Below are 22,438 nucleotides of genomic sequence, written 5' to 3'. Positions count from 1 at the left end.
CTTGACCTCTGACAGCGCCGGTCATAGGTCCAAGGATGACGGGCGAGGGTGCCCAGCACGATCTTACTGGCAGGAGTGAGCGACCATGGGTATCGCGACAGGTGTTAACGATGCGGGTTTCGACCGCGAGGTCGGCACACAGGCCCTGAACAAGGAATTGACCGACAAGGGGTTCCTCGTGACCTCGACGGCGGACATGATCAACTGGGCACGCACCGGATCGCTGCACTGGATGACATTCGGTCTGGCCTGCTGCGCGGTCGAGATGATGCACACCTCGATGCCGCGCTACGATCTGGAACGCTTTGGCACGGCCCCGCGCGCATCCCCGCGTCAGTCCGACCTGATGATCGTGGCCGGCACCCTGACCAACAAGATGGCCCCCGCGCTGCGCAAGGTCTATGACCAGATGCCGGAACCCCGCTATGTGATCTCGATGGGGTCCTGTGCGAATGGCGGCGGCTATTATCACTATAGCTATTCCGTCGTGCGCGGATGCGACCGTATCGTGCCGGTCGATATCTATGTGCCCGGATGCCCGCCGACAGCCGAGGCGCTGCTGTACGGTATCCTGCAATTGCAGCGCAAGATCCGCCGCACCGGAACAATCGTTCGCTGATGCTGCGTGCGGCCATCCTGTCCGCGACCACCGTGTCGCTGGTGCCGGTGGCAGTGCAGGCCAGTGCCGCGCATGATGCCCGGCGGGCCTGTCTGGCCGCACAGGTGCCGTTGCAGAATGCGGCGCTGGTGCAGACCGAAGCAGGAACGCATCGTATCGCGGTTACCGTCAGGAACGATCTGGACTGGCCCATCAACGGCATCCGCATCGCATGGGATTTCAGTGTCGCTGGCGAAATCGTCCTGAGCGATGATATCGGATCGTATATCCCCGATACGATTGCCCCCGGCGAAAGCCGCGATTTCAGTTTCTACGCCCCCACGCCGCCGGTATCTGCAGACCGTGGCACATTGGCCGCTGTCACGATCGACGTGGCGGACACGCAGGGCAATCAATACGTCAACGACGTCCGTGTCATGGGCGGCGGCTGGACAAACCTCTCATCCGCGATGGAGTGCAACCTATCATGAGCCAGACACCTGCAAACGCGCAGACCCAAGCCCTGAGCGAACTGGGCCAGCACCTGGAACTGAAACGCAATGACTGTGTGCTGTCCTGGGACGTGGCCTTTGGTGAACTGACGATCAAGGTCGCGGTGGCGAACATCGTGGGCTTTGTCGAGTTTCTGAAGAACGATCCGGCGTGCAAGTTCTCGACACTGGTCGATATCACCGCCGTCGACCACCCCGAGCGGCCCAAGCGGTTCGAAGTCGTCTATCATTTTCTGTCCATGTATCAGAACCAGCGTATCCGGTTGAAGGTCGACATCCGCGAAGAGGACATGGTGCCGTCGATCATTTCCGTGCACCCCAGTGCCAACTGGTTCGAGCGCGAAGTGTTCGACATGTTCGGCATCCTGTTTTCGGGCCATCCCGATCTGCGGCGCCTGCTGACCGACTATGGTTTCCGTGGGCACCCGCTGCGCAAGGATTTCCCGACCACCGGCTACACCGAGGTGCGTTATGACGAAAAGCAAAAGCGCGTCGTGTATGAACCCGTGAGCCTCGTGCAGGAATACCGCCAGTTTGATTTCATGTCCCCTTGGGAGGGGGCGGAATATATCATGCCCGGCGACGAAAAGGCCAAGGAGGCCGCGAAATGATGGACGGTGATATTCGCGTAAACACCTATGACGACGGGTCCACGGACGCGCGCACGGGTGAACAGCAGATCCGCAACTTCAACATCAACTTTGGTCCGCAGCACCCGGCAGCGCACGGCGTGTTGCGTCTGGTGCTGGAACTGGACGGCGAGATCGTCGAACGCTGCGATCCACACATCGGCTTGCTGCATCGTGGCACCGAAAAACTGATGGAAAGCCGCACCTACCTGCAGAACCTGCCGTATTTCGACCGGCTCGACTACGTCAGCCCGATGAACCAGGAACATGCCTGGTGTCTGGCGATCGAGCGGCTGACCAAGACCGAGGTGCCGCGCCGCGCGCAGCTGATCCGGGTCTTGTTTTCCGAGATTGGCCGCATCCTGTCGCACCTGTTGAACGTGACCACGCAGGCGATGGACGTTGGCGCGCTGACGCCGCCGCTGTGGGGGTTCGAAGAGCGCGAAAAGCTGATGGTGTTCTATGAGCGCGCCTGCGGTGCGCGTCTGCACGCCAACTATTTCCGCCCCGGTGGTGTGCATCAGGACCTGCCCGACCAGCTGGTCGAGGATATCGATACCTGGTGTCAGGATTTCCCGCGCGTGCTGGCTGACATCGACGGGTTGCTGACCGAAAACCGGATCTTCAAGCAGCGTAACGCCGACATCGGCATCGTGACCGAAGAGGAAATCCAGGAATGGGGTTTCTCTGGCGTGATGGCGCGGGGATCCGGCCTTGCGTGGGATTTGCGGCGCGCGCAACCCTATGAGTGCTATGACGAATTCGAATTCCAGATCCCTGTCGGCAAGAACGGCGATTGCTACGATCGCTACCTGTGCCGGATGGAGGAGATGCGCCAGTCGATCCACATCATGCGTCAGGCCTGCGAAAAGCTGCGGGTCGAAAAGGGTGACGTGATGGCCCGCGGTAAAATGACCCCGCCGACACGTAGTCAGATGAAAACCGACATGGAAAGCCTGATCCACCACTTCAAACTTTACACCGAAGGGTTCCACGTGCCCGCAGGTGAGGTTTACGCCGCGGTCGAGGCCCCCAAGGGCGAATTCGGCGTGTATCTGGTGGCTGACGGCACCAACAAGCCCTATCGCGCAAAACTGCGCGCGCCGGGTTACCTGCACCTGCAAGCGATGGATCATGTCGCCAAAGGGCACCAACTGGCGGACGTCGCCGCGATTATCGGCACGATGGACGTCGTTTTCGGAGAAATTGACAGATGATCCGCTTTGTTATCGCAGCGACCGCATTGGCCGGTATGGCCGCCTGTTCACCTGGCATCCCGCGTTTGGGCAACAACATGCCGGCTGATCCGATGGACCGCGTGGCCCCGCCGCCCACGATCGAACAGCCCGCCTTGCTGACCGCAAAGGAACGTCTGGTGCAGGGGATCGAGGCCAATGGCTGCGAGCTGACCACTGCCAACGCCGGTGCCGTTCTGAATGACGCCACGATCAGCCAGGCAGAGCTGGGATCGCTTATTCCGCAACTCGAAAGCGAGGGCCGGGTCGAGGTCTCTGGCGACAGTTCCATCCGTGTGGTAAGCGACCGCTGCATTTGATCCGACCTCTGACGATCTGCCTGAAAAAGACCTGAAAGACCCTGACCATGCTGCGACGCCTGTATCACGACCAGCCTGAAACCTTTGCCTTTACCGACGCCAATAAGGCCTGGGCCGAAGGTCAGATGACCAAGTTCCCCGAAGGGCGGCAGGCCAGCGCGGTTATTCCGCTTCTGTGGCGCGCGCAGGAACAAGAAGGCTGGCTGACACGACCGGCCATCGAGTACGTGGCCAAATTTCTGGGCATGGAATATATCCGTGTCCTCGAGGTGGCCACATTCTACTTTATGTTCCAGCTGCAACCCGTTGGTTCCGTGGCGCATATTCAGGTTTGCGGCACGCTGTCGTGCATGATCTGCAATGCCGAGGACCTGATCAGCGTCTGCAAGGACAAGATCGCCCCCAAGCCGCATCAACTGTCCGCTGACGGCAAGTTTTCGTGGGAAGAGGTCGAATGCCTGGGGTCCTGCGCCAACGCGCCGATGGCCCAGATCGGCAAGGACTATTACGAGGATCTGACCGCAGAAAAGCTGTCTGACCTGATCGACCGCATGGCCGCGGGCGAGGTGCCGGTGCCCGGCCCGCAGAACGGGCGTTTCGCGTCCGAACCGCTGTCCGGCCTGACCAGCCTCAAGTATCATGACAGTGGCAAGGCACAGTACAACGCCAGTGCGCAACTGGCCGTTGATATTGGTGACACACTGAAACGCATCGACGGCACCGAAGTGCCGTTGCTGACGCCCTGGAACACCGCAAAGGCCGCAGACAAGAACACCAGTGCCGCCGCACGTGATGACCTGATGTCGCCCGAGGGGCCTGATGGCAAACAGGGTGGCCGGGTCAGCGGTGATGCGCCCGCGCCGCGCAATGTGGGTGCTGCCTCTGACGGCACAGCCGAGGCCCCGGGCGAGGCGCCAGCGGATGCCACCGCGGCCAAACCGGCCGAAGGCAGCGTTGCCCCCAAGGCAAAGACCGATACCAAGGCTGCGTCCAAGCGTGCGTCGACCACCGATGCAAAAGGTGCCTCTGCAACCTTGAAAGGTGCGGCTGGCAAGGATGGGTCGGACACGCCCGCACCCGGGCCCCGCAAGGCCGGTGCAGGGGCCGTAACGGGTGCGGCTGCATCATCTGCTGATACGACGGATGCAAAGGGCGTTCCCGGTGCTGCGACGGCCAAACCGGCGACGGCCGCTGATAACCCGCTGGAAGGCGTGGCCGAGGAAAAACCCGTGACACTGGACGCGCCGCGCGATGGCGGTCCTGATGATCTGAAACGGATCAAGGGTGTCGGACCCAAGATCGAAGGCATTCTGCACGAATTGGGTTTTTACCATTTCGACCAGATTGCGGCCTGGACCACTGCCGAAATGGCCTGGGTCGATACGCGGCTCAAGTTCAAGGGTCGCATTCTGCGCGACGATTGGGTCGGTCAAGCCAAGGTCCTTGGGGCCGAGTAAACCCTGCGGTTCGCAAAAATTCTATGTCTCACGTAAAAGTTGCTTTAAGACGGCCCTAGGGCCGTCTTTTTGCGCTGCGCGTTGACGGCATTTAAAAATACCGGACCTTGTGGGTTCGTGTGACTTGCAGGGGGAATTGCAAATGAAAACAACTGCACCAAAGGAATTGGGCATCCTGGTCGTGGCTGGGGTGTTTGGTCTGATCGCAGGCGGCGTCGCGCTGGCCGTTTTTGGCTCCGGATTTATCGCGGCATTGTTCATCGTCGGACTGGTTGCGGTCATCGTGGCCGTGGTGCTGTGGTTGGGATGGCGTGAACCTGCGGGTCGCAACACCCAGCCCGGCCTTACATCCAAGGGCGAACCGATCGGCGCAGACGCAGCAGCGCGTGCCGCAGGTGCCGCAGCACATGGCGTTGGCCATGCGCCTGCAACCACGGCGACCTCTCCCGTGGTCACGGCGGGTGCAACTGATGCGGCGGGTGCAACTACCGCGACACCCGAAACCGCTGGCATATCCAGCACTGCAGAGACCAAGGCCGTCAGTGCAACACCGGCCAACGAAAGCGTCGCTGCATCAGCCCCGAAGGCCGGAACATCGGTTGCAGGCGACCCGCATGCGCGGACAGTGCATGCAGGGGCTGGTGCCGCTGGCGGTATCGCAAGCGAAGTGTCCGGCGACGCAGGCGCATCGGTCGCCGAGGCCAAGCCCGCCGCCGCCGCACCCGTCAAGGCAAAGCCCGGCCAGCCCGGCACCGCATCGGTCGAGGCCGCGCCGTCTGATGCCGACAAGCCCAAGCTGCTAGATCAGGCGCGTGAAGGTGGCCCCGACAACCTGAAGGAAATCAAGGGCGTCGGCCCCAAGATGGAAACCATGCTGCACGGTATGGGCATCTATCACTTTGATCAGGTAGCGTCCTGGACGGATAAGGAACTGGCCTGGGTCGACAGCAACCTCGAAGGGTTCAAGGGCCGCGCGAGCCGGGACAACTGGGTGTCCCAGGCAAAGATCCTGGCCGCCGGTGGCGATACGGAATTTTCCAAGAAGGTCGACAAGGGCGGCGTCTACTAAACCATGTCGAATCACACTGACGATACAACGCGACAGGGGCGGATCGCCGCCCTTGTCATCGCTGGCGCGGGTTTGCTGGCGATCCTCGCACCGTGGTTGGTGGCCGTGACGGGGCTGGCACCGCGGTTTGAAATCCTGTTCTACCTCATCTCCCTGGCTGCGTTCATTTGGTCACTGGTTGTCACCGTCAGAATCTGGCAAAAGACGCGGTAACGGGCGCAACACGCCAACCAGAACTTGAGGACCCGCACCATGTTGCAAGATCAGGACCGCATTTTCACGAACCTTTACGGGATGCATGACCGCTCGCTCAAGGGCGCGCAGGCGCGTGGCCATTGGGACGGAACCAAGGATATCATCGCCAAAGGCAAGGACTGGATCGTCGACGAGATGAAGGCATCCGGTCTGCGTGGTCGTGGCGGTGCGGGTTTCCCGACGGGCCTGAAATGGTCCTTCATGCCCAAGGAATCGGATGGTCGTCCCAGCTATCTGGTTGTGAACGCCGACGAATCCGAGCCCGGCACCTGCAAGGATCGTGAAATCATGCGCCATGATCCGCATACGCTGATCGAAGGATGTCTGATTGCCAGTTTCGCGATGCAGGCGCACGCTTGCTACATCTACATCCGCGGCGAATACATCCGCGAAAAAGAGGCGCTGCAAAACGCCATCGACGAAGCCTATGACGCGGGTCTGGTCGGACCGAACGCCTGTGGTTCAGGCTGGGATTTCGACATCTATCTGGCGCACGGTGCTGGTGCCTACATCTGCGGCGAGGAAACCGCGCTGCTGGAATCGCTCGAGGGCAAAAAGGGTATGCCCCGGATGAAGCCGCCGTTCCCGGCGGGCGCGGGTCTGTATGGCTGCCCGACCACCGTGAACAACGTCGAATCAATCGCCGTGGTGCCGACAATCCTGCGCCGTGGTGGTGCATGGTTCGCAGGCATGGGCCGACCGAACAACGCGGGCACCAAGCTGTTTGCGATTTCCGGTCACGTCAACAACCCCTGCGTCGTCGAAGAAGAGATGTCGATCCCGTTTCAGGAACTGATCGACAAGCACTGCGGCGGCATCCGTGGCGGATGGAAAAACCTCAAGGCGGTGATCCCGGGCGGATCATCCGTACCCTGTCTGACGGCGGAACAGATGGACGGCGCAATCATGGATTTTGACTGGCTGCGCGAACAGCGGTCCGGTCTGGGCACGGCGGCGGTCATCGTGATGGACCAGAGCACCGACATGATCAAGGCGATCTGGCGGCTGTCCAAGTTCTACAAGCACGAGAGCTGCGGCCAGTGCACGCCCTGCCGCGAAGGCACGGGCTGGATGATGCGCGTCATGGAACGTCTGGTCAAAGGTGAGGCGGCGGTCGAGGAAATCGACATGCTGCTGGACGTGACCAAACAGGTCGAAGGCCACACGATCTGCGCACTGGGCGACGCGGCGGCCTGGCCGATCCAGGGTCTGATCCGCAACTTCCGCGGAGAGATCGAGGACCGGATCAAGCACAAGCGCCCCATCGCGGCGGAATAAGGTCAAAGGATCACATCTGACGCTAAAAAAACACCGCTGCGGCGGTGTTTTTGTTTGTGGATGTTGCGTCACAGGCGCGCGACCGCCTAGCCTGACCCTACGTCGCCGTGAGGGGTTGTGATGGATTTTTTCGATTTCAGCTATTTGGCAGCCGAGGGCACGCCACGTTTGCGCCGAATAACGGCAGCGATCGGTGTCATTCCGGGTGCGGGGATGGGATATCTTCTCGCGGACGTGCAGAACGGGTCCGGTGTTTTGTATACCTTGGCAGGGGCTGTGTTGGGTGCTGGGCTGGGCTGGCTATTTGCTGCATTCGTCGTTTTGGCCGTCCTCGCACTTGCTGCCGCATGCGTCGTCATGGCTTATGTGTGGATCACGGCGGGGCCATGATGCATCTTGCCGAACTGAATATCGGTCGTCTGATTGCGCCGACGGATGATCCGCGCGTGGCGGAATTCATGGACAACCTCGATCGGATCAACGGGCTGGGCAAACGGATGCCGGGTTTCGTCTGGATGATGGAAGGGTCGGGCGAGCCGGGCACAGGCAACACGGAGGCCAAGATCGACGGCGACCCGCAGTTCGTGGCCAACCTGACGGTCTGGGCCGATTTCCCCAGCCTGCGCACCTACGTCTTTGATACTTTGCACGCGCGGTTCATGAACCGGCGCGCGGAATGGTTCGAACGTATGACCGACCAACATTTCGTGATGTGGCCTGTGCCCGTCGGTCATGAACCCACGCTGTCAGAGGCGCTTGCGCGGCTCGAAGACTTCAAACGTGACGGTGATACGCCAGCGGCCTTTGGCTGGACTTGGGCGCGGGCCAATCTGGGCGAGACATCGCCTGACGGTGCCCCTGATATTGCATAGCCGCCACTGCGGACCGATATCCTGATCAACAAAACAAAGGATTATCGAGATGCGCAACCTGATGATTGCCGCGATTGCCGCCACCGGGCTGACCGGTCCTGCAACCGCACAGGGGTTGGCCGACGAGGCAGAAATCACCAATGGCCTGCTGGTCGTAGGCATGGCCTATGAAATCAGCCGCCAGTGCGACGACATCGACGCGCGGACCTTTCAGGGAATCCGCACTTTGCTGAACCTCAAATCGCGGGCCCGTGATCTGGGGTATTCCAGTGACGAGGTAGACGCCTATATCGACGACGACGCGCAAAAGGACCGGTTGGAAGCGATTGCGCGTCGCCAGCTTGTGCAACTGGGGGCCGTGACTGGCGATCCTGCAAGCTATTGCGCCGTGGGACAGGATCAGATTGCCAAGGGCAGCGGGGTCGGCAGGCTGCTGCGCTAGGTCGCGGTATCGCCTGCGAAAAAGTCGTCCGCGCGTCTGGCATCAGCCTGTCAGGCGCGTTAGAACCCCGGATAACGCACTTTGCTGCACTAGCTGTCCGGAGCCTCTCATGTCCGACCTCAAGAAAATCAACATCGACGGTCAAGAGATCGAAGTCGATGGTGCCATGACCCTCATTCAGGCCTGTGAACTGGCAGGGGTCGAAATCCCCCGGTTCTGCTACCACGAGCGTCTGTCGATCGCGGGCAACTGCCGGATGTGTCTGGTCGAGGTCGTGGGCGGCCCGCCCAAACCCACCGCGTCCTGTGCGATGCAGGTGCGCGATCTGCGCCCCGGCAAGGACGGCGAACCGCCCGTCGTGAAAACCAACAGCCCCATGGTGAAAAAGGCCCGCGAGGGCGTCATGGAATTTTTGCTGATCAACCACCCGCTGGATTGCCCGATCTGCGATCAGGGTGGCGAGTGTGATCTACAGGATCAGGCGATGGCCTACGGCGTCGATTTCAGCCGTTTCCGCGAACCCAAGCGCGCGACCGAGGATCTGGATTTGGGACCGCTGGTCGAAACGCATATGACGCGCTGCATTTCCTGCACCCGCTGCGTGCGTTTCACGACCGAGGTCGCGGGCATTCACCAGATGGGCCAGACGGGCCGGGGCGAGGATGCGGAAATCACGTCCTATCTGGGCGAAACCCTGAATTCCAACATGCAGGGCAACATCATCGACCTGTGCCCCGTTGGTGCGCTGGTCAGCAAGCCTTACAGCTTTACCGCGCGTCCGTGGGAGCTGGCGAAAACCGAATCCATCGACGTGATGGACGCGATGGGGTCCAGCATCCGCGTCGATACCAAGGGGCGTGAAGTGATGCGCATCTTGCCGCGCAACCACGACGACGTGAACGAGGAATGGATCAACGACAAAACGCGCTTTGTCTTTGACGGCCTGCGCCGCCAGCGTCTGGACACGCCCTACATTCGAGAGAACGGCAAGCTGCGCAAGGCTGAGTGGCCCGAGGCACTGGCCGCCGCGGCAAGCGCCATGCGCGGCAAGAAGGTCGCCGGTCTGATCGGTGATCTTGCCTCTGTTGAAGGTGCCTATGCGCTGAAACAGCTGGTCGAAGGTCTGGGCGGTGTCGTGGAATCGCGTGTTGACGGTGCTGCACTGTCTGCCGGCAGTCGCGGGGCCTATGTTGGCAACGCGACCATTGCGGACATTGATACGGCAGAAAATATCTTCTTGATCGGCACCAACCCCCGTGTCGAGGCCGCTGGCCTGAACAGCCGCATTCGCCGCGCCTGGTCGCGCGGTGCAACCGTGGGTCGGATCGGCACACCGGTTGATCTGACATACGACGTCGTCGAGCTGGGCACTGATCGTGCCGCGCTGGAAAAGATCGCGGCGATGGATCACAGCGACAAGGCCGACAAGGCCGGTGTCATGATCATCGGGCAGGGTGCCTTGACGGGTGATGACGGTGCCGCGGTTCTGGCACTGGCCCTGAAAACGGCGCAGGCGGCCAAGTCCAAGGTCATGATCCTGCACACGGCCGCCGGTCGCGTCGGCGCGATGGATGTGGGTGCCGTGACCGAAGGCGGGCTGTCCGCTGCATTGGACGGGGCAGAGGTGATCTATAACCTTGGCGCGGATGAGGTCGAAATCCCCGGTGGTGCCTTTGTCATTTATCAGGGCAGCCACGGTGACCGTGGGGCGCACCGCGCCGACGTGATCCTGCCCGCCGCCGCCTATACCGAAGAAAACGGCCTGTTTGTGAACACCGAAGGTCGCCCGCAGCTGGCGATGCGCGCTGCATTCCCTCCGGGGCAGGCCAAGGAAAACTGGGCGATCCTGCGGGCATTGTCCGCCGAACTGGACGCCACGCTGCCATTCGATTCGCTGGCCCAGCTGCGCCGGGCACTGGTCGCGGCACATCCGCATCTGGGTCGCATCGACGAAGTGGCCGAAAATGCGATGGTGCTGCCGGAGACAGGCACATTGGGGCAGGGTGATTTCGCCTATGCCGTGCAGGATTTCTACCTGACGAACCCGATCGCGCGGGCCTCTGGCCTGATGGCGGAACTGTCGGCCAACGCCAAGATGCGTCTCACGGACAAGATCGCGGCGGAGTAAGACCGATGCGCCGTGCTGCCGTGCTGATCCTGGGTCTGGCCGCATGCGCGCCAATGGCCTCGAATGCTGTGCGCCCCGACTATATGGGCGTGCAGACCGATCTGCTGGACGGTGATCTGGTGAATTTCCGTGTCGCGCTGCGTGGCACCGACGATCCGGCATTGGTCGAAAATTATGCAGAATGCGCCGCGGCACAGTATGCGCTGATCCGGGGGCAGGCTTTCACCCGATTGGTGCGGGTGAATACGTCCAAAGAGGGTGGCACTTGGCGGTCAGATGCTGTTTACACCATCTCGCCGGACCTGCCGCGCGGCCGCGCGTCGATTGACGCCGTGGTCAAGGTTGCAGATTGCGGCGCATCGGGTATTCCGACCGTCTGACGCTTGAGGAAACGGATATGATCAACTTCTTCACCACGACCAACACGGGCCAGGTCCTGTTGATCCTTGGCCAGTGTTTGCTGGTGCTGATTCCCTTGCTGCTGGCATTGGCGATGCTTATGTATGCTGATCGCAAGGTCTGGGCCGCCGTGCAGATGCGCCGCGGTCCCAACGTGGTCGGCCCCTGGGGCGTGCTGCAATCCTTTGCGGATTTCCTGAAATATATCGTCAAGGAAATCGTGGTGCCCGCAGGCGCGGACAAGCCCGTCTATTTCATCGCGCCGATGATCACATTCGTCATGCCCGTCATCGCCTGGTCGGTCATTCCGTTCAACGATGGTTGGGTGTTGTCCGACATCAACGTGGCCATCCTGTTCGTGTTCGCCGTCTCCTCTCTCGAGGTATATGGCGTGATCATGGGGGGCTGGGCGTCCAATTCCAAATATCCGTTCCTGGGATCGCTGCGGTCGGCGGCACAGATGATTTCCTACGAGGTGTCGCTGGGCCTGATCATCATCGGCATCATCATCTCGACGGGTTCGATGAACTTTGGCGCCATCGTCGAGGCGCAGCGCGGTGCGGGCATCTTTAGCTGGTACTGGGTCGCGCATTTCCCGATGATGTTCCTGTTCTTTATTTCGGCGCTGGCCGAAACCAACCGTCCGCCGTTCGACCTGCCAGAGGCGGAATCGGAACTGGTCGCAGGGTATCAGGTCGAATATTCATCCACGCCATTCCTGCTGTTCATGATCGGCGAATTGATGGCCGTCGTGCTGATGTGTGCGCTGGTGTCGCTGCTGTTCCTGGGCGGTTGGCTGTCGCCCATTCCCGGCCTGCCGGATGGCGTGCTGTGGATGGTGCTGAAAATGGTGCTGTGCTTCTTCATGTTCGCCATGGTGAAGGCCATCACCCCCCGCTACCGCTATGACCAGCTGATGCGGATCGGTTGGAAGGTGTTCCTGCCGATGTCACTGGCATGGGTCGTGATCGTAGCGTTCCTTGCGAAATTTGAAGTGTTTGGGGGCATGTGGGCCCGCTACACGATCGGAGGCTGATATGGACTATACCCGCGCCGCCAAATATTTTTTGCTGCAGGACTTCTGGAAGGGGTTCGGTCTGGGGATGAAGTATTTCTTTGCCCCCAAGGCGACCGTGAACTACCCCCATGAAAAGGGTCCGTTGTCACCGCGTTTCCGGGGTGAACATGCGCTGCGTCGTTATCCCAACGGCGAAGAACGCTGCATCGCGTGCAAGCTGTGCGAGGCCGTGTGCCCTGCACAGGCCATCACGATTGATGCCGCACCGCGCACCGATGACGGCAGCCGACGCACGACGCGCTATGACATCGACATGACGAAATGCATCTACTGCGGCCTGTGCCAAGAGGCCTGCCCGGTGGACGCCATTGTCGAGGGGCCGAATTTCGAATTCAGCACCGAAACCCGCGAAGAGCTGTATTACGACAAGGAAAAACTGCTGGCGAACGGTGACCGCTGGGAAGCCGAGATCGCACGCAACCTTGAAATGGATGCGCCCTACCGATGAGCGACGAAAACCCTTTTGCCAAGATGATGCAGCAGGGTCAGGACTGGGCGCGCCAGTTCAACCCTGACATGTCGTCATTCGTGCCCAAGGGATTTGCCGATCTGTTTCCGACCATGTCAGCCGACATGATGGAGACTTTCTTTGGTAAGGGGTTGAACCCGGACGGGCTAGACGCCAAGACGCGGCTGCTGCTCACGCTTACGGGCTTGACCATCACCGGTGCTGTAGCCGAGGACCAGATCCGCATCACGGTGCGCCATCTGATCGCGGCCGGTGCCACACGCCAAGAAATCGCCGAGGCGATTGCGCAGGCGGGACTGTTCGGCGGTGTGCCGGCAATGACAACGGCGATGACCCTCGCCACCGAGGAACTGAGCAAGGACGACGACGCATGACGGTCATGGCCTTTACGTTTTATATGTTCGCGATCACCACGTTGCTGGGTGGTCTGATGACCGTGTTGTCACGCAACCCGGTCCATTCGGTCTTGTGGCTGATCCTGGCGTTCTTGTCATCGGCGGGTCTGTTCGTGGTGCTGGGCGCGGAATTCGTCGCGATGCTGCTGATTATCGTCTACGTGGGCGCGGTCGCGGTGCTGTTCCTGTTCGTCGTGATGATGCTGGATGTGGATTTCGCCGTACTCAAGGCTGAGATGTCGAAATACCTGCCGATCGGTCTGCTGATCGGCATCGTGATCCTGATGCAGCTGGCCGTTGCCTTCGGCGTCTGGGAATTCTCGAACGAGGTTGAAACCCGGTTGGCGGCCCCCGCCGATATCGGTGAAAACACTGCCCTGATCGGCTTGCTGCTGTATGACCGTTACATTCTGCTGTTCCAGCTGGCGGGTCTGATCCTGCTGGTCGCAATGGTGGGTGCAATCGTGCTGACACTGCGCCACCGCGTGGACATCAAGCGTCAGAATGTCTTGGCCCAGATGCACCGCGATCCGGCCAAGGCGATGGAACTGAAGGACGTGAAACCGGGGCAGGGCCTGTAGGGCGCGCCACCACTAGACCACCGGGGCCCGTCCCCGACCCAAAGACTTAGCGGGGCGCCACCCCGGAGGGACGTATATGATCGGACTTGAACATTATTTGACGGTCGCCGCGGCGCTGTTCGTGATCGGGATCTTTGGCCTGTTCCTGAACCGCAAGAACGTGATCATCCTGCTGATGAGCATCGAACTGATGTTGCTGGCGGTGAACATCAACTTTGTCGCGTTTTCCAGTTTCCTCAACGACATGGTCGGGCAGGTTTTTACCCTGTTCGTGCTGACCGTCGCCGCCGCCGAGGCCGCGATCGGCCTTGCGATCCTTGTCTGCTTCTTCCGCAACCGCGGGACCATCGACGTTGAAGACGTCAACGTGATGAAGGGCTGAACACATGTTTTCGATCATCCTGTTTGCGCCGCTGGTCGGCGCGCTGATCTGCGGTTTCACCTGGAAGATCATCGGCGAAAAGGGCGCGCAGTGGACGGCGACCTCGCTGTTGTTCCTGTCCGCCGTCCTGTCGTGGGTGGCCTTTGCCACATTTGACGGCACGACCAATTCGATCAGCCTGCTGCGCTGGATCGAAAGCGGGTCGCTGGCGACCGATTGGGCGATCCGCGTCGACCGCCTGACGCTGATCATGCTGATCGTCATCACGACCGTGTCCAGCCTCGTGCACCTGTATTCCTTTGGCTACATGGCGCATGACGATAATTTCAGCGACGACGAAAGCTATCGTCCCCGTTTCTTTGCCTATCTGTCGTTCTTTACCTTTGCGATGCTGATGCTGGTCACAGCCGACAACATCGTGCAGCTGTTTTTCGGCTGGGAAGGCGTCGGTGTCGCCTCCTATCTGTTGATCGGTTTCTACTTCAAGAAACCCAGCGCCAATGCCGCGGCCATCAAGGCCTTCGTGGTGAACCGCGTCGGTGACTTTGCCTTCTTGCTGGGGATCTTTGGCCTGTTCCTGTTGACCGACGGTATCAGCTTTGACGTGATCTTTGCGCAGGCACCGCAGCTTGCGGAAACGCAGATCCAGTTCCTGTGGCGCGAATGGAACGCGGCAGAGGTCATTGCATTCCTGCTGTTCATCGGCGCGATGGGTAAATCGGCGCAGTTGTTCCTGCACACCTGGCTGCCCGATGCGATGGAAGGGCCGACACCCGTATCAGCCCTGATCCACGCCGCAACCATGGTGACAGCCGGTGTGTTTTTGGTCTGCCGGATGTCGCCGATCATGGAATTCGCGCCTGTGGCGACGGGGTTCGTCGTGTTCCTGGGTGCGACGACCGCATTTTTTGCCGCAACCATCGGTCTGGTGCAGAACGACATCAAGCGGGTCATCGCCTATTCGACCTGTAGCCAGCTGGGCTACATGTTCGTGGCCGCTGGTCTGGGCGTCTATTCCGTCGCGATGTTCCACCTGCTGACGCATGCCTTCTTCAAGGCGCTGCTGTTCTTGGGGGCGGGATCGGTCATCCACGGGATGCACCACGAACAGGACATGCGGAACTATGGCGGTCTGAAAGACAAGCTGCCCAAGACGTTCTGGGCCATGATGATCGGAACGCTGGCGATCACGGGCGTGGGCATTCCGCTGCTGTACGTCGGGTTCCCCGTCGGTTTCGCGGGTTTCGTGTCCAAGGATGCCATCATCGAGAGCGCCTATGCTGGCACCGCCGGTGGCTATGCCTTCTGGATGCTGCTGATCGCTGCGGGCATGACCAGTTTCTACAGCTGGCGTCTGATGTTTCTGACGTTCTACGGCAAACCGCGTGGCGACAAGCATACGCATGAACACGCACACGAAAGCCCGACGGTCATGTTGGTGCCGCTGGCCGTGCTGGCGTTCGGTGCGATCTTTTCGGGGATGGTGTTCTACAAGCCGTTCTTTTCGAATGACACTAATGTCGCCGTGTTCTTTGGCGCTGCAGACAAATCCGAAGTCCACGTCGAGGAAGATCACGCCGCTGGTTTCAGCCTGATTGCGCCGGCCTATGCCGCCACCGAACAGACCGAGGGCGAGGATGCCGGTGGCGATCACGGTGCTGACGTCTGGCCTGCGGAGCCAGGCAAGGGCGCGATCTACAAGGCCCCTGACAACCACGTCCTGCACGAGGCGCATCTGGTGTCCAAATGGGTCAAGGTGTCGCCGTTCATCGCGATGCTGCTGGGTCTTGGACTGGCCTATCAGATGTACATTCGGCGTCCCGATCTGCCTGCAAAACTGGCCGAACAACAGGCCCCGCTGTACAACTTCCTGCTGAACAAATGGTACTTTGACGAACTCTACGACTTTGTCTTTGTGCGTCCCGCAGTCTGGATCGGCGGGTTTTTGTGGAAACGCGGTGATCAGGGGACCATCGACGGCGGGATCAATGGTCTGGCCATGGGGATCGTGCCGTTCTTTACCCGCACCGTGAACCGGATGCAGTCCGGCTATCTGTTCACCTATGCCTTCGCCATGGTTGTCGGGATCGCGATCCTGCTGACATGGGTCACGTTCACCGGAGGGGCCAACTGATGGGCAACCTACTCTCGCTCACCACCTTTATCCCGCTGATCGGTGCGGCGATCCTTGCGCTGTTCCTGCGGGGCGATGACGCTGCCGCACAGCGCAACGCCAAGTGGGTGGCCCTGGCCGCGACCGTGGCCTCGTTCCTGGTGTCGCTGTTCATCCTGGCAGAGTTTGACCCCAGCGATACCGGTTTCCAGATGGTCGAACAGGCCGAATGGCTCTTGGGGATGCAGTACAAGATGGGCGTGGACGGCATTTCGGTGCTGTTCGTGATGCTGACCACATTCCTGATGCCGCTGGTGATCGCGGCCTGCTGGAACGTGGAAACGCGGGTCAAGGAATACATGATCGCCTTCCTCGTGCTGGAAACGCTGATGCTGGGCGTGTTCATGGCGCTGGACCTGATCCTGTTCTATCTCTTCTTTGAGGCAGGCCTGATCCCGATGTTCCTGATCATCGGCATCTGGGGCGGCAAGGATCGCATCTATGCCTCGTTCAAGTTCTTTCTCTACACCTTCCTCGGGTCGGTGCTGATGCTGGTTGCGATGGTGTCGATGTTCAGCATCGCGGGCACCACCGACATTCCGACACTGATGACGACCGAATTCCCGTCCGACAGTTTCAGCCTGTTGGGGATCAACATCGTGGGCGGTGTGCAGACGCTGATGTGGCTGGCATTCTTTGCATCCTTTGCGGTGAAAATGCCGATGTGGCCGGTGCACACCTGGTTGCCTGACGCACACGTGCAGGCCCCGACGGCCGGTTCGGTCGTGCTGGCGGCAATCCTGCTGAAAATGGGTGGCTACGGTTTCCTGCGGTTCAGCCTGCCGATGTTCCCCGTGGGGTCCGAAGTCATGGGGCCGCTGGTGCTGTGGCTGTCGGCCATCGCGATCGTCTACACCTCGCTGGTCGCCCTCGTGCAGCAGGACATGAAAAAGCTGATCGCCTATTCGTCGGTTGCGCACATGGGTTACGTCACGATGGGGATCTTTGCCGTCAACCAGCAGGGGATCGACGGTGCGATTTTCCAGATGATCAGCCACGGGTTCATCTCTGGCGCGCTGTTTCTCTGTGTCGGCGTGATCTACGATCGGATGCATACCCGCGAGATCGATGCCTACGGCGGTCTGGTGAACCGGATGCCGGCCTATGCGCTGATCTTCATGTTCTTTACGATGGCGAACGTCGGTCTGCCAGGCACCTCGGGTTTTGTCGGGGAATTCCTGACGCTGATGGGCGTGTTCCAGGTCAACACCTGGGTGGCATTGGTCGCCACGTCCGGCGTGATCCTGTCGGCTTCCTACGGGCTGTGGCTGTATCGCCGCGTCGTCATGGGCGACCTGATCAAGGAAAGCCTGAAGTCGATCACGGACATGAATGTGCGTGAACGCTGGATTTTTGCACCGCTGGTCGTGATGACACTGCTGCTGGGCGTCTATCCGGTGCTGGTGACCGACATCATCGGGCCAAGCGTGACTGCGCTGGTCGATCAATACGAATCCGCGACGGCGGCGTTCAACGCCGCCAATGACGTCGCCGCAAGCGAGGTGAACTAAGATGGGTTCCGATATTTCCATCGCCCTGCCGGAAATCGTCCTGGCGCTCTATGCCATCGGCGCGTTGCTGGCGGCGGTCTATACGGTCAAGGACGCGGCGGCGGGCCTGCTGGTCTGGGTGACGGCTGCGGTTTTCGTTGTGCTGGCCTTTTGGATCGGCATGGATGACAGCGCGGCACAGACAGCATTTAATGGCATGTTCGTGGCCGACGGTTTCGCCCGCATGGCCAAGGTCATGATCCTGCTGTCAGCGGCTGCGGTTCTGGTCATGTCCAAGGTCTATATGGAACAGCGCAACCTGCTGAAATTCGAATATCCCGTGCTGGTGTCGCTGGCTGTGGTGGGCATGATGGTCATGGTCAGCGCCAACGACCTGATGACCCTCTACATGGGTCTCGAGCTGCAATCGCTGTCACTGTATGTCGTGGCGTCCCTGCGTCGGGACAGCGTCAAATCCACCGAGGCCGGGCTGAAGTATTTCGTGCTGGGCGCACTGTCGTCGGGCCTGCTGCTGTATGGTGCATCGCTGACCTACGGTTTTGCAGGCACCACCCAATTCGAAGGCATCATCGTCGCCGTACAGGATGACGTGTCGCTGGGTCTGCTGTTCGGCTTGGTGTTCCTGATCGCCGGTTTCGCGTTCAAGGTCTCGGCCGCGCCGTTCCACATGTGGACGCCCGACGTCTATGAGGGTTCGCCCACACCGATCACCGCGTTTTTTGCAACTGCGCCCAAGGTCGCGGCCATGGCCTTGTTTGCCCGTGTAATGTTCGACGCCTTCGGCGGCGTGACCGGCGACTGGCAGCAGATCGTGGCCTTCCTGTCGGTCGTGTCGATGTTCCTGGGCGCAATCGCCGGCATCGGTCAGCGCGATATCAAGCGTCTGATGGCCTATTCGTCGATCAGCCACATGGGGTTTGCCCTGATGGGGCTGGCGGCGGGCACTGCGTTCGGCGTGCAGGCAATGCTGATCTACATGGCGATCTACGTCACGATGAACATCGGGACCTTTGCATTCATCCTCGGCATGGAACGCGACGGGCGTCCGGTAACGGACATCCAGAGCCTGCGGATGTATGCGTCCCGCTATCCGACCCGTGCGCTTGCCATGCTGGTGCTGATGTTCAGCCTTGCGGGTGTGCCGCCACTGGTCGGTTTCTTTGGCAAGTTCTACGTACTGCGGGCCGCTGTCGATGCTGGCCTGAGTTGGCTGGCTGTCGCAGGCGTGATCGCATCTGTTATCAGCGCGTTCTACTACCTGCGGATCGTCTATTTCATGTACTTCGGCGAAGAAACCGAGGCACTGGACGCGCCGTCCCAGCCGCTGCTGGGTGGGTTCCTGATCGCATCGGCCGCGATCATGGTCTTTGGTGTCGTGAACCTGTTCGGGATCGAACCCTGGGCCGCTGCCGCTGCAGGCACCCTTGTCAACTGATCCGACCCAGAACCCCCTCTGGCCAGAGGGGGTTTTGTGCCGTCATCTGCAATCGGTCGATTCCACAATGGCCGAGGCGGCGCGCATTGCGCCGACGCTGACGGCACCGACCTGGATCGTGGCAGATACACAGACCGCATCGCGGGGCAGGCGGGGCCGCACCTGGGAATCGCCTGTCGGCAATTTTGCAGCCACCCTCGTCTACAAACCCAATTGCACGCCCCAACAGGCCGGCCTGCGATCCTTCATGGCTGCCAACGCCCTGTTCGAGGCGCTGGCCATGTCCGTGGACCGGACCAAGCTGTCGCTGAAATGGCCCAATGACGTGCTGCTGAACGAGGGCAAGGTCGCGGGGATCCTGTTGGAATCCGCAGGGTCGGGCGCGTACGTCGATTGGTTGTCCATCGGGATCGGCGTGAACCTGTCGGACGTGCCGCCCGGCATTACCGACGCAGCCTTTGCGCCCGTTTCGCTGACGGGCGAGGGTGGTGCGCCCACCGATCCGATGCAACTCCTCGCACGGCTCGCCGCAGATTTCGCCACTCAAGAGGCAAAGCTGTGGGAGTTCGGCTTTGACATCATCCGTGCCGATTGGCTGCGCCACGCCGCCCGTCTGGGCGAGGTCATCACTGCACGCAGCACCCGGTCAGAGCTGACAGGCCGGTTCGAGACCATCGACGCCGATGGCAATCTGGTCTTGATCACCGCCGATGGGCCACAGGCAATACCGGCGGCGGATATCTATTTCTAGGGAACGCTGCCGATGCTGCTGACGATTGATTGCGGAAACACCAACACGACCTTTTCCATCTGGGACGGCAGTGCGTTTTTGGCGACCTGGCGCACCTCGACCGAATGGCAGCGCACGGCGGACCAGTATTACGTCTGGCTGTCCACCTTGATGAAGGTGCGCAATCTGGACGTGACGATCACCGATGTCATCGTCAGCTCGACCGTGCCGCGCGTGGTTTTCAACCTGCGCGTGCTGGCGGATCGCTATTTCAATTGTCGCCCGCTGGTGGTGGGAAAACCTGAATGCCGCCTGCCGGTCGCACCGCGTGTGGATCAGGGCACGGCAGTCGGTCCGGACCGGTTGGTCAACACCGTTGGTGCGTTCGACCGACATGGCGGTGACCTGATCGTCATTGATTTCGGCACAGCCACGACTGCGGATGTGGTCGACACCGATGGCGCCTACGTTGGCGGTGTCATCGCCCCCGGCGTGAACATCAGCCTGGAGGCGTTCCACATGGCAGCGGCTGCACTGCCCCATGTGGACGTCAGCAAACCCGACCGCGTGATCGGCACCAACACCGTGGCCTGTATGCAGTCCGGCGCGTTCTGGGGTTACATTGGGCTGGTGAAAGAGATAACGCAGAGAATTAAGAGTGAACGAGGACGCCCGATGACCGTGATCGGAACCGGCGGCCTCGCATCGCTATTCGCCCAAGGCGACACCCTATTTGACCGGGTCGAGGATGACCTGACGATGCACGGTTTGACCGTGATACACCGATACAACAAGGACACGACATGAGTGCTGCAAAAGCAAACGACAGACTGATTTACCTCGCCCTGGGTGGCGCAGGGGAAATCGGTATGAACTGCTACGTCTACGGATACGGCAAACCCGGCAAGGAGCGACTGATCGTCGTCGACCTTGGCGTTACATTTCCCGATATGGACGGCACGCCCGGTGTCGATCTGATCTTTGCCGACATTGACTGGTTGCGTGAACGCAAGGCGCAAATCGACGGCATATTCATCACCCACGCACACGAGGACCACGTCGGTGCCGTCGGCCTGTGCTGGGAAGAGTTGGGTGCGCCGATCTATGCGCGCAAATTCACCGCCAACATTGCGCGCCGCAAGTTGCAGGAACGCGGTCTGCCCGACAACGTCGTGCAGGTCGTGGATGCCTGGCCTGCGGTGACGAAATGCGGGCCGTTCACGGTAGGCTATGTGCCGATCAGCCATTCCATCCCCGAAAGCGCGGGTCTGGTGATCGACAGCGACGGTGGCCGCATCGTGCACACCGGCGATTTCAAGGTCGACATGACACCCGTGGTCGGTGACCCCTTTGACACCGCCCTGTGGGAAGAGATCGCCAAGCCCGGCGTCAAGGCGCTGGTCTGCGACAGCACCAACATTTTCAGCCCGAACCCCGGTCGGTCTGAGATGTCGATCGGTCCTGCGATCACTGACCTGATGCGCGACTGCAAGGGCATGGTTGTCGCCACGACCTTTGCGTCCAACATCGCACGTCTGAAAACGCTGGCCACCGCCGCGACAGAGGCAGGCCGCACGGTCTGTCTGCTGGGCCGGTCGATGCAGCGTATGACGCAGGCCGCGATGGAAACCGACCTGCTGCACGATTTCCCCGCGACCGTCAGTGCCGAGGACGCGCAGAACATCCCGCGCGAAAACCTGATGCTGCTGGTCACCGGATCGCAGGGCGAACGCCGCGCCGCATCCGCGCAACTGAGCCAGGGCAGCTATCTGGGTCTGTCACTGAAAGAGGGCGATACGTTCCTGTTCTCGTCCAAGACGATTCCCGGTAACGAAAAGGGTGTCATCCGGATCATGAACCAGCTGTCTGAGCTGGGCGTGGATATCGTGGACGACGACGGTGGCAAATACCACGTGTCCGGTCACGCGAACCGTCCCGATCTGGAAACCATGCACCAGCTGATCAAGCCGCAGTTCCTGATCCCGATGCACGGCGAACACCGTCACCTGCGCGAACACGTCAAGGTCGCGGGTCTGCACGGTCTGCCGGGGATCGTCGCGGTGAACGGCATGATGGTCGATCTGTCAGGCAACCAGCCCAAGGTTGCGGAATACATCGAAACCGGGCGGACCTATCTGGACGGTGCCACACATGTCGGTGCCATGGACGGCGTTGTGCGCGACCGGATCCGCATGGCGCTGAACGGTCTGGTCGTGGTCACGTTGATCCTGGACGAAAACGACGAATCGCTGGGCGACCCTTGGGTCGAACTGTCGGGTCTGGCCGAGGATGGCCGGTCCGATTCCAGCCTTGCCGAGATCATGGAAGAAGACCTGTCCCAGTTCATCAACCGTGCCAACAAAAAGACGCTGGCGGACGATGTGAAACTGGAAAAAGAGCTGAAAACCATCGCGCGCAAGACGGCGCAGGCCGAAATCGGCAAAAAACCCGAAGTCATCGTGGTCATCAGCCGTCTGAACTGATGCAGCA

Annotated in this window: 25 protein-coding genes; all 25 read left to right on the top strand. The window is 60.6% G+C overall.

Translation table 11 applies throughout. The annotated features are described in order from the left end of the window. Nucleotides 1-85 precede the first annotated feature (85 nt). The 25 genes from BMX27_RS09400 (at nucleotide 86) to BMX27_RS09280 (ending at nucleotide 22,431) form a co-directional block, all read left to right on the top strand. Nucleotides 86-619, top strand: coding sequence for a NuoB/complex I 20 kDa subunit family protein (locus BMX27_RS09400; protein ID WP_056034579.1), 534 nt, complete (start codon nucleotides 86-88; stop codon nucleotides 617-619). Then, entirely contained in the window at nucleotides 619-1,089 is a 471-nt protein-coding gene (locus BMX27_RS09395; RefSeq protein ID WP_090159565.1) for a hypothetical protein, read from the top strand. The genes BMX27_RS09400 and BMX27_RS09395 overlap by 1 nt, the downstream gene beginning before the upstream one ends. Next, complete coding sequence (locus BMX27_RS09390; protein WP_090159564.1) at nucleotides 1,086-1,721, top strand: NADH-quinone oxidoreductase subunit C; 636 nt, start codon at nucleotides 1,086-1,088, stop codon at nucleotides 1,719-1,721. The genes BMX27_RS09395 and BMX27_RS09390 overlap by 4 nt, the downstream gene beginning before the upstream one ends. Further along, nucleotides 1,718-2,956, top strand: a complete 1,239-nt coding sequence (locus BMX27_RS09385; RefSeq protein WP_090159563.1) for an NADH-quinone oxidoreductase subunit D — start codon at nucleotides 1,718-1,720, stop codon at nucleotides 2,954-2,956. The genes BMX27_RS09390 and BMX27_RS09385 overlap by 4 nt, the downstream gene beginning before the upstream one ends. After that, on the top strand, nucleotides 2,953-3,294 hold the full coding sequence (locus BMX27_RS09380; RefSeq protein ID WP_090159562.1) for a hypothetical protein: 342 nt from the start codon (nucleotides 2,953-2,955) through the stop codon (nucleotides 3,292-3,294). The genes BMX27_RS09385 and BMX27_RS09380 overlap by 4 nt, the downstream gene beginning before the upstream one ends. Before the next feature lie 47 nt (nucleotides 3,295-3,341). Next, nucleotides 3,342-4,751: an NADH-quinone oxidoreductase subunit NuoE gene (gene nuoE, locus BMX27_RS09375; RefSeq protein ID WP_090159561.1), complete on the top strand. Its 1,410-nt coding sequence runs from the start codon at nucleotides 3,342-3,344 to the stop codon at nucleotides 4,749-4,751. 142 nt (nucleotides 4,752-4,893) lie between these two features. Beyond that, entirely contained in the window at nucleotides 4,894-5,820 is a 927-nt protein-coding gene (locus BMX27_RS17020; protein ID WP_256212451.1) for a hypothetical protein, read from the top strand. A 3-nt stretch (nucleotides 5,821-5,823) separates the two neighbouring features. Then, nucleotides 5,824-6,033: a DUF5337 domain-containing protein gene (locus BMX27_RS09365; RefSeq protein ID WP_056034556.1), complete on the top strand. Its 210-nt coding sequence runs from the start codon at nucleotides 5,824-5,826 to the stop codon at nucleotides 6,031-6,033. A 39-nt stretch (nucleotides 6,034-6,072) separates the two neighbouring features. Next, nucleotides 6,073-7,353, top strand: coding sequence for an NADH-quinone oxidoreductase subunit NuoF (nuoF, locus tag BMX27_RS09360; protein WP_090159560.1), 1,281 nt, complete (start codon nucleotides 6,073-6,075; stop codon nucleotides 7,351-7,353). Nucleotides 7,354-7,473: 120 nt separating this feature from the next. After that, nucleotides 7,474-7,743, top strand: a complete 270-nt coding sequence (locus BMX27_RS09355; protein ID WP_090159559.1) for a hypothetical protein — start codon at nucleotides 7,474-7,476, stop codon at nucleotides 7,741-7,743. Next, on the top strand, nucleotides 7,743-8,225 hold the full coding sequence (locus BMX27_RS09350; RefSeq protein ID WP_090159662.1) for a DUF3291 domain-containing protein: 483 nt from the start codon (nucleotides 7,743-7,745) through the stop codon (nucleotides 8,223-8,225). Before BMX27_RS09355 ends, BMX27_RS09350 begins: the two co-directional genes overlap by 1 nt. 49 nt (nucleotides 8,226-8,274) lie before the next feature. After that, the gene (locus BMX27_RS09345; RefSeq protein ID WP_090159558.1) at nucleotides 8,275-8,667 is read left to right on the top strand and encodes a DUF5333 domain-containing protein; all 393 of its coding nucleotides are present in this window, start codon (nucleotides 8,275-8,277) and stop codon (nucleotides 8,665-8,667) included. A 109-nt stretch (nucleotides 8,668-8,776) separates the two neighbouring features. Further along, nucleotides 8,777-10,795, top strand: coding sequence for an NADH-quinone oxidoreductase subunit NuoG (gene nuoG / locus BMX27_RS09340; protein WP_090159557.1), 2,019 nt, complete (start codon nucleotides 8,777-8,779; stop codon nucleotides 10,793-10,795). Nucleotides 10,796-10,800: 5 nt separating this feature from the next. Next, entirely contained in the window at nucleotides 10,801-11,175 is a 375-nt protein-coding gene (locus BMX27_RS09335; protein WP_090159556.1) for a hypothetical protein, read from the top strand. A gap of 17 nt (nucleotides 11,176-11,192) precedes the next feature. Further along, entirely contained in the window at nucleotides 11,193-12,230 is a 1,038-nt protein-coding gene (gene nuoH, locus BMX27_RS09330) for an NADH-quinone oxidoreductase subunit NuoH (RefSeq protein ID WP_056035024.1), read from the top strand. Between the two features lies 1 nt (nucleotide 12,231). Then, entirely contained in the window at nucleotides 12,232-12,720 is a 489-nt protein-coding gene (gene nuoI, locus BMX27_RS09325) for an NADH-quinone oxidoreductase subunit NuoI (RefSeq protein WP_090159555.1), read from the top strand. Then, entirely contained in the window at nucleotides 12,717-13,115 is a 399-nt protein-coding gene (locus BMX27_RS09320; RefSeq protein ID WP_090159554.1) for a carboxymuconolactone decarboxylase family protein, read from the top strand. The genes nuoI and BMX27_RS09320 overlap by 4 nt, the downstream gene beginning before the upstream one ends. Then, entirely contained in the window at nucleotides 13,112-13,717 is a 606-nt protein-coding gene (locus BMX27_RS09315; RefSeq protein ID WP_090159553.1) for an NADH-quinone oxidoreductase subunit J, read from the top strand. The genes BMX27_RS09320 and BMX27_RS09315 overlap by 4 nt, the downstream gene beginning before the upstream one ends. 76 nt (nucleotides 13,718-13,793) lie before the next feature. Further along, a complete protein-coding gene (gene nuoK, locus BMX27_RS09310) occupies nucleotides 13,794-14,099 on the top strand; it encodes an NADH-quinone oxidoreductase subunit NuoK (RefSeq protein ID WP_056034531.1) in 306 nt (101 codons plus the stop codon). Nucleotides 14,100-14,103: 4 nt separating this feature from the next. Next, nucleotides 14,104-16,233: an NADH-quinone oxidoreductase subunit L gene (gene nuoL / locus BMX27_RS09305; protein WP_090159552.1), complete on the top strand. Its 2,130-nt coding sequence runs from the start codon at nucleotides 14,104-14,106 to the stop codon at nucleotides 16,231-16,233. Then, the gene (locus BMX27_RS09300) at nucleotides 16,233-17,783 is read left to right on the top strand and encodes an NADH-quinone oxidoreductase subunit M (RefSeq protein ID WP_090159551.1); all 1,551 of its coding nucleotides are present in this window, start codon (nucleotides 16,233-16,235) and stop codon (nucleotides 17,781-17,783) included. Before nuoL ends, BMX27_RS09300 begins: the two co-directional genes overlap by 1 nt. Before the next feature lies 1 nt (nucleotide 17,784). After that, nucleotides 17,785-19,218, top strand: a complete 1,434-nt coding sequence (nuoN, locus tag BMX27_RS09295; protein WP_090159550.1) for an NADH-quinone oxidoreductase subunit NuoN — start codon at nucleotides 17,785-17,787, stop codon at nucleotides 19,216-19,218. Beyond that, entirely contained in the window at nucleotides 19,208-19,969 is a 762-nt protein-coding gene (locus BMX27_RS09290) for a biotin--[acetyl-CoA-carboxylase] ligase (RefSeq protein ID WP_090159549.1), read from the top strand. Before nuoN ends, BMX27_RS09290 begins: the two co-directional genes overlap by 11 nt. A 12-nt stretch (nucleotides 19,970-19,981) precedes the next feature. After that, nucleotides 19,982-20,755, top strand: a complete 774-nt coding sequence (locus BMX27_RS09285) for a type III pantothenate kinase (RefSeq protein WP_090159548.1) — start codon at nucleotides 19,982-19,984, stop codon at nucleotides 20,753-20,755. Beyond that, on the top strand, nucleotides 20,752-22,431 hold the full coding sequence (locus BMX27_RS09280) for a ribonuclease J (protein WP_090159547.1): 1,680 nt from the start codon (nucleotides 20,752-20,754) through the stop codon (nucleotides 22,429-22,431). The genes BMX27_RS09285 and BMX27_RS09280 overlap by 4 nt, the downstream gene beginning before the upstream one ends. Nucleotides 22,432-22,438: the final 7 nt, after the last annotated feature.

The sequence above is a fragment of the Loktanella sp. DSM 29012 genome (assembly GCF_900110705.1).
Taxonomy (GTDB): Bacteria; Pseudomonadota; Alphaproteobacteria; order Rhodobacterales; family Rhodobacteraceae; genus Loktanella; species Loktanella gaetbuli.
The sequence above is the reverse complement of the archived record's forward strand: the minus strand, read 5'-3'. Positions and strand labels throughout refer to the sequence as shown.